This window comes from Chryseobacterium sp. HNCC26DJ241 (genome assembly GCF_057180505.1).
Window position 1 is genome coordinate 20519 of sequence record NZ_JBXUGL010000032.1, and the last position, 12326, is coordinate 32844.

Genomic DNA, 12326 nt, shown 5'->3' on the forward strand with positions numbered 1-12326 from the left:
TTATCTATTCAAAATTTCGTAAAGTTTCAAAACTTCGTTATCATTGCCTTTAGCGGTATTTTCCAATTGAAGTTCAAATTTTCTTCTTAAATCTACATCTATTATAAGTTGTTCAATTTTATTTGCAATAGAAAGCGGAGTCATGTCAGCAATTAAGCCTGTTTTCTGATCTTCAATTTGATCTTTTGCCGATGCAAAATTAGTAACAACAATTGGTTTTTTAAGAATTTTAGCTTCTTCTAAAGAAATAGACTTTCCTTCATAAAAAGAAGGCAATATATATAAATCTGCTTGCTTTATATAGGAATAGGGATTGTTTTTTGCGCCAAGAAAAATCACATTTTCATTAATTCCTTTTTTATCTGCCAACTGCTGCAATTCATTTTTTTTATTACCATTTCCCAACAATATCCATTTAATTTTATGACCTTTTTTTATTAAAATTTCTATTGCATCCAACGCATTGAAAAGACCTTTTTCTTTTGCCAATCTTCCTACATAGATAATATTGAAATAATCTTTATCGAAAACATAATCTGTAGACTCTTCAGACAACTGGTCAATTATTTTTTTCGAATTTATATTTTCAATGGTGAATAATTTATCTGCGAATTCAGGACTTTTTTTGATAAAACGTTCTTTTAATCCATCAGAAACAATAACGATGTGATTCAATTGATTCAGATATTTTTTTTCAAAATCAAAATCAAGATTCAATGATTCTAAATCAGTATGAATCCAACCAATTTTTTTTGAAGCAATAGTACGGTCAACTACATAATATATTGATGTTTTTTCTAAATATCCAATAACGGCATCATATTTTTCGGAGTTTTCCGGAAAGAAATATTTAAGATTTTTCCAAGAATATTGTTCTAAATGAGCAGGATTTTTGATGAGATACGATTTCAAAGCAAATAAAAATCTCTGCAAAAACAATTGAAATTTACCTTGTCTAAAAAATGTTTTTAATGATAAAAAAAAGGGCTGTGAAAAATTTTTGAAATCCTTAGATTCTTCTAAAATGCGTACTTCTTTGGGAAGCAAATCTAAAAAAATTCCTGTTTTTGTAAGCAAAAAAACATCAACATTGTATTTAGAAAAATCAAAGGAATTGAGTAAGTTAACAAAGCTTTTTTCAGCTCCGCCAAGATCCAATGCAGGAATTACAAAAAGTAGTTTTTTTTTCATTACAATTCAAACAAATAATCTGCTGCTTTTTCAGACATTTTCTGTATCTCGGGAATTTTAGTTTTTAAAATTTCTCTTAATAAATGTTCCTCATTTTTCATCTCCTCGAATTTTGCAATTAATTTTTGTGAATCTGAAATTTCGGAAAGATCCAAAACCAATTTCTCTTCACCAAAAATATCTTTCGCAATTCCTTTGGATTTTACGCTATAGCCCAAAACCATTGTTGGAACCAATGAAGAATATGCCGCAATTGTAGCATGTGTTCTTGCCCCCATAAAAAATTTCATTCTCGCAATATATCCTTTATACTCTATGGCATTAAGATTATTGGGAAGCAAAATAATCCGATTTGACGATTTATATTTTTCATAAAATTCTGCAAGAATTTCAGAATCGTCATTCCCCTTATCAATAACATGAGGAACCAGACAAATTGTAAAATCAGTTGTACTCAAGATATGCTCCAAAAGTTTTTCCGAAGCAACTTTGGAAGCAGGATTTTTTTTGAAAACCAAAGGAGAAAAATTAAATCCAACTGTTTTACCTTCTATCCAATTCTCTGGTACAGGCAATTCTTTTTTTTCCATCAAAAAAGCTCCGTCCGCAACTAATTTAACATTGTCTAAACCTGCATTTTTAAGAATATTAAAAGTTAAACTTTCTCTTGCCAATATAAGATCAAAGGTTTTCAAATCTCGAATTTTCTGTTCAGATAGATCTTCCTCTCCTATTGAAGCTCCCCAAAGAATCAGTTTTTTATTCCTTTTTTTTATTTGTCTATCTATTTCATAAATTCCCGGTTGTTCACCATAGCAATAATTATCCCCACCAATGGAAAGCAATATATCATAACTGCTAATTTTTCCTATAATACTTTTGTGTCTTTTTTCATAGAAAAAAGATTCGTCTTTAAAAAATTTTATCTTAATGCTTGATTTTAGCCAATTAAAAGAAAATTTTTTAATGTCCACATTTTTATCTAAAAAAATACCATCCAGCTTTGGAATTACAGAATCTGTTTCCGGTTTCTGGGATGCCAGATCAATTACGGTGTTCTGTTTTTTTTGTTTAATTAATTCTACAGCACTTCTAACGATGGCTTCACAGCCTCTGTTTTGGCTTCCACCGTGAAAAAACATAAGTATTCTGTTCATCTTCTATTTCTGTAATAGCTATACAATGACAGCAAATATAATTTAATATTTTTTTTTTTTCTAATGGAAACATAAATTTCCTTTTCATACTTTCCAAATTCAGACACCAAATCTGAGTTATCTTCATTGAAAACTGATGACACAATCGTATTATTGGTAATGGTAGATATTTTCTGGATTTTTTTAAAAAAAGATAAATTATTATCTGGATTTGAGTACATATAAATAAGCGGGATAACTGTTTTTATCAATTTTTGCTTTTTTAAAACAGACAAGTTTTCCGGAAGATTTTTTGCATTAATGATTTGAGTCCAATCCTTTTGATAGGTTTCTATAATTTTATCCAAATAATCAAACTTGCTTATATTTCTTGTTGCACTTCCTTCAATTTCTCTATAATGATAGCCAGAATAGTTTATAAAAAATATATTCTGCGCATACTGTAAGTATAAAATATTAAACACTGCATCTTCACCATGCGTTTGGTTTTTAGGAAATTTGATCTGATGCTCTTTAATGATAGAATTTAGAAATAATTTGTTCCAAACAGAATTAAACTCATCCGAATTAAAATATTTCGGAAGGATTATTTGCAGAATTTTGCTCCTTTCAATTCTTTGATTATTAAAGGTAGGGTTATTTGCAAAAACGGTTTCAGCGTTATTAGTTTCGGCAGCATTTATAAACTTTTCAAAAAAATCATGTTCTATGGTATCGTCGGCATCTACAAAAGCAACATATTTACCATTAGCCATTTCCAAACCTGCATTTCTGGCTTCGCTTACACCTTTGTTCTGTTGGTCTATAATAATGATTCTTGAATCTGTATTCCTAAATTCTTCTAATAACTTTAAAGAATTGTCTTTGGAACCATCATTCACACATATAATTTCTAAATTTTTATATGTTTGGTTGATAATACTTTTTAAACAAATATCTATATGATCTGAAGCATTATATATTGGGATAACAACTGAAATTTGAAACAAAATTATTTTTTTATATAATTAAAAATAGATTTTATATAATACTTAAATTGACCAAAATTTCTAATTAATAATATTGGTCTAAAAAATAAGTACAAAAAATTATTTATACTTTTTTTTTCAAAATTCATATAATCAATAATTGAAAAAAAATATTTCCTATGTGTATACTTATTATTTAATATTTTATTTAATTCCTTATTTTGTTGATACATAAATTCTAATTTTTTATTAATGTTCTTAGATGTCCAAAATCCATCAGGATTAATTCTTCTGTAAGCAAGTACTTCATTAATAAATACACCATTTCCTTGTTTCAGTAATAGAATTTGTATAATGTTATCGGAAGCGTATTTTAATTTTTTTAAAAGCTCTATATCCAACTTGTCTTTTCTGAATACCATTGTCAATAAACTAGGCCCTAAAAAAGATTTTTCTTTAAAATAATCATCAATTGTAAAATGTACTATTTTATCGCTTGATTCATTCAACCGCATTTCTTCTACATTATTTCTAATAGTATAATATCCTCCATTAGACATTGACATTCCATCCTCTTGTAAGCAATCTATTTGTTTTTGTAATTTGTATGGATCTGTCCAATAATCATCTCCTTCACATAAGGCTATATATATACCTTTGGCTTGCATTGATGACCAAATAAAATTGGGCATCATTCCTTTATTAACACTATGATTATAATATCGAATGATAAAAGATTTATCATCTTTTCTATTTCCCAATACTTCTCTGATAACAGTGTCAGTATTATCTGTTGAATTATCGTTGGATATTATTAATTCTAATAAAAAATTCGTCTTTTGAAGAAATATCCCTTCAAGAGTATCTTTTATGAAATTCTCTTGATTATATGTGATAACTACAACACTAACAAGTATATTTTCAGAATCTAGATTATTCATCATTTTTCCAAACGAATTGTGGTCTTATGAAGCCTGGTTCCCTACCCATATATGCTCCTAAACTCTTATTTCCTGCTACAATATTAAAAGAAAATATAGATTTTTCTATAAATACAGCCTCTCTTTTATCGTATACAAAATAAAATGAAAGAAAAAACAATCCACTTTGGAAAAAATTTCTGGGAAAAATACATTTAACATTATTTAGTCCTTTTTTCAATTCAATTTGATCTATACTACTAAAAGAGAATAAAGATTCTCCATATTCATTTTGCAAATGATATGTTATTGCATACTTTCTTGCATTTTCAGTGAAAATTTCAATTTCTGTAGAGAGCTCTATATCATCATCCTCAAAAAGATATTCTTTATCATTAGCTTGATCAGTTAGGTTTTTTACAGAAATATTTATTAACTGAAATATGTTAGGCTTCTGAACTTTCACCAAGTTCGATTGAATTAAATTTCGTTTCAAGGAGTTTCCATTCATATAATATTCAACCGACTCATTAATATCTCCTGTTTGTATAATTCTTCCATTTTCTAGAACAATACCATGATTGCAAAGCGTTTTCACTGCTCCCATATTATGACTCACAAAAAGTACGGTTCTTCCTTCTCCTTTGGAAACATCACCCATTTTGCCAAGGCACTTTTTCTGAAATTCAGCATCACCAACAGCCAAAACTTCATCTATAATTAAAATTTCGGATTCCAAATGAGCAGCAACTGCAAAAGCAAGACGAACGTACATTCCGGAACTGTACCGTTTCACAGGAGTATCTATGTAACGTTCAACACCAGAAAAATCGACAATTTCATCAAATTTTCTATCAATTTCATGTTTTCTCATTCCAAGAATTGCACCGTTAAGATAGATGTTTTCACGGCCTGTCATTTCCGGATTGAATCCTGTTCCTACTTCTAACAAAGAAGCAATTCTGCCATTTATTTTAAAACTTCCGGTGGTTGGTTTGGTTACTTTGCTTAAAAGTTTTAGCAATGTTGATTTTCCTGCACCATTTCTACCGATAATACCAACGGCATCACCTTGTTGTATTTCAAAATTAATATCTCTTAGAGACCACACATATTCGCTTTCGCCTTTTTTACTTCGGTCATTGCTCTCTCCAATTTTTAGATATGGATCTTCTTTCCCCCGAATTTTTGCCCAAATACGATTAATATCATGGGAAAGCGTACCTGTGCCTACTTCTCCTAATCGGTATTGCTTTGATATATTTTTGGCTTTGATTGATAACATACTACATAAACTTTAAACGGTATCCATAAAACTTTTTTCAACTTTGTTAAAGATAAAAACCCCTAACAAAAATATAAAGAATATTATGAAAGTACTGATGCATAAATATGACCAAGAAAACTGCCCCACTCCTAAATAAGCATATCGAAATCCTTCAAATATAGAACTTAAAGGATTATACTTTACAATGCCTTGAAAAGATTTTGGTACTGCTGATAAAGGATAAACAACCGGGGTTATATACATTGCTAATTGTATCCCAAATGTCAATAAAAATGATAAGTCTTTATATTTTGTAGTGAGAGAGGAAAAAATCATTCCAAAACCCAATGCCAAGATAGCCATAAGAAATACAAAATACGGCGTCAATAATATATACCAATTAGGGTGTACAGAATGTTCTATAAAAACAAAATAAAAAATTGCAATAATAAAAAGTGAAAACTGAACAAAGAATTTTATAAGATTCGAGGCTACTATGGATAATGGCATTATTAATCTTGGAAAATATACTTTCCCAAAAATATTGGAATTATCCTTGAATACATTTGATGTCTTTGTTAAACTTTCGGAAAAGTAGTTCCATAAAGTAATTCCACATAAATAAAATATAATATTTGGCGCTCCGTCCGTAGAAACATTCGCAATTTTTCCAAATAAAATAATATAAATAATTGTTGTGAGAATAGGCTGAGCAATAAACCAAAGAGGGCCTAATATAGTCTGTTTATAAAAAGTAATAAAATCCCTTTTCACAAACATTTTTAAAAGATCTCTATAATGCCATAATTCTTCTATATTTATTGAAAAGAATGATGTTGATGATTTTATTTCCTCCGTCCATAATTGTTGTTCTTCTTTTGGTATCATTGCTTCTCTATAATACTACTTATTTTTTATTTTTATTAGAAGTGTAGGAATAATATCCGTATCCGTATTTATTTCCGTATCTTGTATTCTCAGGTTTCACATTATTGAGAATAAAAGCCATATTTTTAATTTCATTGGTTCGTTGGAATTCTTCTGCAAAATCCAACATCTCATTTTCTGTATAATCCGATTTTACTACATATAATACTGCGTCTGAATTTTCAATAAGGTGAAGAGTATCACTTACAAGCATTACAGGTGCCGAATCCAGAACAATATATTTATACTTTTCTTTAAGTAGATCTATCATGTCATCAAATTTTTTCATGTCCAACAGATCATTAGGATTTGGCGCAATTGCCCCACTGAATAATATTTCTAAATTTTCACTAATACCAGATTTTACAATATAAGGATCGGGAGACTTTTCTTCTGAAACCAAATAATCTGTCAAACCTTTACTATTTTCTTTTACAAAACGTTGAAGCTGAGGATTACGGATATCTGCTCCTATCAATAATACTTTTGAAGTTCCGGCAAGTGTCAATGCCATATTCATGGCTATGGTTGTTTTTCCTTCTCCTTTAATTGAAGATGTTATAAGGATAACACCATCATTAGTATTACTTTTTTTATTGGCTTTAAGAATAAATTTCAAATTGGAAGTCAGTATTCGAAATGATTCTGCAAATACAGAAAAATCCTTTGGTGATACCAAAATATTTTCTTCTTCTTGTAGTGGTATCTCTGCAATTACAGAAGCATTAGGAATGTGCGAAACAATATCATCTTTTGTATGCACTTTAGTATCTAAAGCAAATTTTCCATATAAAATAAGAACAGGTAATAGCAAACCTATAAGTAAAGCCCCTAAAACCACCTGTTGGCTATTAGGCTTTACAATTCCAAGTGTATATGCAGGGTTCAAAATCTTGGCTTTTGGTGCTGTCACAGCTAAAGTAATAGCATTCTCTTCTCTTTTTTGTAAAAGATACAGATACAATTGTTCTTTTAGATTCTGTTGGCGTTCTATACTACGAAATACTTTTTCCTGAGTCGGGTAATTATTAATTCTGGAACGATCTGTAGAAAGCTGTCCTTGAAGCTGTGCAATTTGAACCTGAAGAGAGGTTTTGGATTCTAATAAATTTTGTCGGATCAGATTTCTTAATTCAGAAATTTCTTTATTGAGCTCAATTACAGCTGGGTTTTGTGATGTAGCTTGTTTTAAAGTTTTGTTCCTTGTAAGAAGCAGGTCATTATATTTGGATATATAATTTTCTGTGTTGGTAGAAAGTCCCATATTGGAAGGCAGCAGTCGCTCACCTGAACTTGCATTATATATGGAGTTTACTAAATCCAATTGTGTTGAATACTGTATAATTTGCTTCGTATTTTCATTAGAGTTAGTTAAAGCCATATTAGCCTGAGCATCCAAATCCGTAATCTGATTTTGTTTTTTAAAACCTTCTTTCTGATTTTCTATTCCTGAAAGATCGTCAGTAATAATAGCTAACCTTTCATTAATAAAATCCTGAGTATTCTGTGCTTCCTCACTCCGATCTTTTACTCCTTCAGTATTATATTGCTTGGTAATTTCATTAAGAATATCCTCAGATTTTTTAGGAGTAGGACCTGTAAGGGTAAGATCCATTAATAATCCTTTATTTTCAGGCAAAGTAACAGTAACAGCACCTTCAAGAGATGAAACTATATTTTTAGTATTCTGAAAAAGAACCTTCATAGAGCCAAAAGATTTTGCATTTGGCTTTAAGTTTACTTGTATTTTTCCAAAAGGTAAATTTGCAGGAACACCAAAACGAAAAACATTTTGTCCTTTTAATAAAGGTCCATCAGATAATTTATATGAATTATTTCCTACATAAGATATAATATAACTTGCTCTGGAAAAATTGGAATCAGATAGGTCAAGTATTTTTCCGGAGACAGGAGAAGATGAATATAATTCCGGCTCCTTGATCGTGCCTAAACCAAAAAAACTGACATTAAGATTCAGATTTTCTACTACTCTGCTTAAAATTGGTTTAGAAACAATTGCCGTTGTCTCACTCTGAAGTTCTTCATTACTACTGAGACCAGTTCCCAATGTTTGAAGATCACTTAGAGTGGTATTTCCTTTAGCTTTAGACTCAGGAAATTTCAGAGTAGTTTTGGAAAGATATTGTGGTTCTGTATAACGAAGATAAATTTTTGCAGCAATATAAAACAAAAGCATACTAAGGAGAATCCAATACCAATTTTTAAGGTATTTTAATACTTCTTTCTTAATATTTATTTTCTTTTTTTTAACCGGCAAACTTTCCAGTAATTCCATCTTTCTATTTTGTAATGGCAATAATTAATGTGACTAATCCTAACACCGCACCTCCAATCTGTAAAAACAATCCTCTGTTAGGATTCGTTGTATTAGCCGTAATTTGTTTGTTCTTATCCGGTTCTATGTACAAAATATCATTTTGCTGTAGATAATAATATGGGGAATTAACAATGGACGCTTCCGAAATATCTAAAGAAACCATTTGATCTTTTCCTGACTCATCGGAATAACGAATCAGTTTTACATTAGTTCTATTAGCTGAATCATTCATATCACCTGCTAAAGCTAATGCCTGAAATAGATTTAATTTCTCTGTATTACTGGTCTTTGAACCTGGACTTTTTACATCACCTAAAATACTAACATTAAAATTAGTTAATCGTAGTGAAACCAATGGATCTGTCAGATATTGCTTCAATCTCGTTTCCAAATCCACCTTAAGCTGCTGCTTTGTCATTCCTTTACAATATATATCACCTAAAACAGGAAAATTTATATATCCTTCGGAAGTAACTTGGTATTCATTATTACCCAATTGATTTGCTCCTGATGAGCTTTTTTCTCCGGTTTGGGACATTGTAGTTTTATTAAATGGTTTTACAGCAATATCATCCAAAGCGGAAACTACTATTTCCAAAACATCTCCTTCCTGAATATGCAATCCTTCATATTTTGCACGGGAAACTTCCTCTTCAAAATTATTGTTGGACATATACACCATATTCTGTTTTGGTTTACAAGATTGCACCAATAGCAGAAAAGCAATAAAGAGCAAAAAGCAATATTTCATTTGTAATTATCAGAGTACAAAAGTAAAAAAAATAAATTCTTTTCTTTTGCTTTTAAGAAATAAAGCTAAATAATTAATCCCAATATTTTTTCAGATAAAAATTAACCCCGACAGCTATAAAGCGATTATAAGTATTTTGTGCTGTATAATCCGGATAAACTTTACTAAATCCTCTATCGTATCTAATAAAGCCTTCTAACTGGTCACTAATTCTAACACCAGCTCCAAAAGAAATACCATATCCGAATTGTGCAAATTTTTGTCCAATTCCAAAACCGGCAGGATTCAAATCAGTCGAATTAATTATTTCATTCTTTGAATTACCCTCTTTTGTTTTACTATACACAAGATATTCCAATTTAGGACCTGCAAAAACAAAGAAATTTCTTTTCAGACCCTTCTGATGAAAAAAATATTTGAGGTACACAGGCATTGCAATATATCCCATATTATATGATTCGTGTCCATTATCAAAATTATCGTCCCAAGCTCCTCTTTCTCCTTGCAAACTAAATTCTAATTGTGGCTGAAGATATAACCAAGCTGAATCGTATACATCATTTTCAACTAAGCTGATATTAGCAAAAACTCCGGCCATTCCACCAAAATTCGGCTCTGAAACTCCGTGAACACCAACTATGGAACCCCTATTCACAGCTCCAGTAAAACCATATTTTAAACTTTGTGCATTTAACTGACTGAACAAAATCATTAAAATAAATATCCCCAACCTTTGCATATTTACATTCTGTTTTTAAATTTGGGCGAAAATTACTACTTTTTTATTTATGTTTATATATTCTTGTCAAAAAAAATATATTTTACGTGATATTTTTTTTCAATTTTCTAAATTTTTCAGGCTTTCTTCTATAATACTATATTCGTATCCACGATTTATTAGATATTGTATCGTTTTACTTTTTTTCTGATAATCTTTAATATTCTTCTGTTTTTGGAAATAACCCTCGTAAATTTTCCGAATAGTATTCTGATAATCTATTTCATCAATTTCATTCCAACATTTTTGGATAAGCTTTTCTTGAATACCTTTCATTTTCAGATGCATCTTGATCTTGTTTCTCCCCCATTGTTTCATATAAAACTTCCCTCTAATATAACTCCTTGTAAAACGTTCTTCATTAAGATAATTTTCTTTCATTAAATAAAGTAGAATTTCATCTTTTGCTTCTGGAATAAGAACAAACTCCCGCATTTTTTCCTCCACTTCTTTATGACAACGATCCTGATAAACACAATAGTTTACAAGCTTTTGTTTGATTTCTTCGAAAGTGAAAGATTTTTTTTCCATAAATCAGAAACACGCCTTACAGCGTGTTTTATCTCAATAAATATTTCAGTGCAATTAATAATTGAATAATTCTTTTCCTTCCATCAAAGCATTCACTTTTTGGCGTACATTTTCAATTGCTTGTTCATTTTTAATATTATCTACCACTTCGGAAATAAGTTCTGCAATGGTTTCCATATCTTTTTCTTGTAATCCTCTTGTAGTAATAGCAGCAGTTCCGAGACGAATTCCGGAGGTTGTAAACGCAGACTTATCATCAAAAGGAACCATGTTTTTGTTGCAGGTAATATCTGCTTTCACCAATGCTTTTTCCGTTTCTTTACCATTTACATTTTTATTTCTAAGATCAATAAGCATCAAATGATTATCTGTTCCACCACTTACAATTTCAAAACCTCTGTAGATCATTGCTTTTGCCAAAGCCTGAGAATTTTTGATTACATTTTTAGCATAGATTTCAAACTTTTCATCCAAAGCTTCTCCGAAAGCTACCGCTTTTCCAGCAATTACATGTTCCAAAGGTCCGCCTTGAATTCCCGGAAAAACAGCTCCATCCAAAACCTGACTCATTAATTTTGTTTCACCTTTCGGAGTTTTGTGTCCGTATGGATTTTCGTAGTCTTTTCCGAGCATAATCATTCCGCCTCTTGGTCCACGCAACGTTTTGTGAGTAGTAGTGGTTACAACATGGCAATGTTCAAATGGATTATTTAAAAGTCCTTTTGCAACCAAACCAGCCGGATGCGCAATATCTGCCCAAAGTGTAGCTCCTACTTCATCCGCAACTTCACGGAATTTTTGATAATCCAGATCTCTGGAATACGCAGAAAAACCGGCAATCAAAAGTTTTGGTTTTACTTCCAATGCTTTTTGGCGCATTGCTTCATAATCTATTCTACCCGATTCTCTCTCCACTCCATAAAATTGTGCATTGTACTGAATTCCGGAAAAATTAACAAAAGAACCATGCGTAAGATGTCCTCCCATTGATAAATCCAAACCGAGAATGGTATCTCCAGGTTTCAAACAAGCTAAATAAATAGCTGCATTTGCCTGAGATCCGGAATGTGGCTGAACATTCGCATATTCTACTCCAAAAAGTTTTTTTGCTCTTTCGATGGCTAAAGTTTCCACTTCATCCACAACTTCGCAACCTCCGTAATATCTTTTTCCGGGATAACCTTCTGCATATTTATTGGTGAGAACACTTCCCATTGCTTTCATTACATTTTCTGAAACGAAATTTTCTGAAGCAATAAGCTCAATTCCGTGAGATTGTCTTTGTCTTTCTTTTTCGATAAGGTCAAAAATCGGATCCTGATTCATAGTAGAATATTGGTATTAATTAGATTTCCCAAAATTACAGATTTTTACCTTTATCTGAAAGTGAAACTAATTACAACAATTTTATCTACATCCTGAACAATACTCTCTATCTACATATTCCTTACTATCTCCAGACATATAATAACATCCTCCTCTTTTTCCCACATATAAT

At 30.7% G+C, this 12326-nt stretch carries 11 protein-coding genes; all 11 read right to left on the reverse strand.

The annotated features are described in order from the left end of the window. A complete protein-coding gene (locus AC2A1C_RS13210; protein ID WP_484026269.1) occupies positions 1-1191 on the reverse strand; it encodes a glycosyltransferase in 1191 nt (396 codons plus the stop codon). After that, positions 1191-2348 carry a polysaccharide pyruvyl transferase family protein gene (locus AC2A1C_RS13215; RefSeq protein ID WP_484026270.1) on the reverse strand — a complete coding sequence of 386 codons (1158 nt, stop codon included), beginning with the start codon at positions 2346-2348 and terminating at the stop codon, positions 1191-1193. The genes AC2A1C_RS13210 and AC2A1C_RS13215 overlap by 1 nt, the downstream gene beginning before the upstream one ends. Beyond that, on the reverse strand, positions 2345-3337 hold the full coding sequence (locus AC2A1C_RS13220) for a glycosyltransferase family 2 protein (RefSeq protein ID WP_484026272.1): 993 nt from the start codon (positions 3335-3337) through the stop codon (positions 2345-2347). The genes AC2A1C_RS13215 and AC2A1C_RS13220 overlap by 4 nt, the downstream gene beginning before the upstream one ends. 2 nt (positions 3338-3339) lie before the next feature. Next, complete coding sequence (locus tag AC2A1C_RS13225; RefSeq protein WP_484026274.1) at positions 3340-4260, reverse strand: glycosyltransferase family 2 protein; 921 nt, start codon at positions 4258-4260, stop codon at positions 3340-3342. After that, a complete protein-coding gene (locus AC2A1C_RS13230; protein ID WP_484026275.1) occupies positions 4250-5521 on the reverse strand; it encodes an ABC transporter ATP-binding protein in 1272 nt (423 codons plus the stop codon). Before AC2A1C_RS13230 ends, AC2A1C_RS13225 begins: the two co-directional genes overlap by 11 nt. 12 nt (positions 5522-5533) lie before the next feature. After that, positions 5534-6391, reverse strand: a complete 858-nt coding sequence (locus AC2A1C_RS13235) for an ABC transporter permease (RefSeq protein ID WP_484026276.1) — start codon at positions 6389-6391, stop codon at positions 5534-5536. 19 nt (positions 6392-6410) lie between these two features. Further along, positions 6411-8726: a GumC family protein gene (locus AC2A1C_RS13240; RefSeq protein WP_484026277.1), complete on the reverse strand. Its 2316-nt coding sequence runs from the start codon at positions 8724-8726 to the stop codon at positions 6411-6413. Positions 8727-8730: 4 nt separating this feature from the next. Next, entirely contained in the window at positions 8731-9441 is a 711-nt protein-coding gene (locus AC2A1C_RS13245) for a polysaccharide biosynthesis/export family protein (RefSeq protein WP_484026279.1), read from the reverse strand. Positions 9442-9592: 151 nt separating this feature from the next. Continuing rightward, a complete protein-coding gene (locus AC2A1C_RS13250) occupies positions 9593-10258 on the reverse strand; it encodes a porin family protein (protein ID WP_484026280.1) in 666 nt (221 codons plus the stop codon). A gap of 99 nt (positions 10259-10357) precedes the next feature. Continuing rightward, on the reverse strand, positions 10358-10828 hold the full coding sequence (locus tag AC2A1C_RS13255) for a regulatory protein RecX (protein WP_484026282.1): 471 nt from the start codon (positions 10826-10828) through the stop codon (positions 10358-10360). Positions 10829-10882: 54 nt separating this feature from the next. Beyond that, positions 10883-12154: a serine hydroxymethyltransferase gene (gene glyA / locus AC2A1C_RS13260; protein WP_484026283.1), complete on the reverse strand. Its 1272-nt coding sequence runs from the start codon at positions 12152-12154 to the stop codon at positions 10883-10885. Positions 12155-12326: the final 172 nt, after the last annotated feature.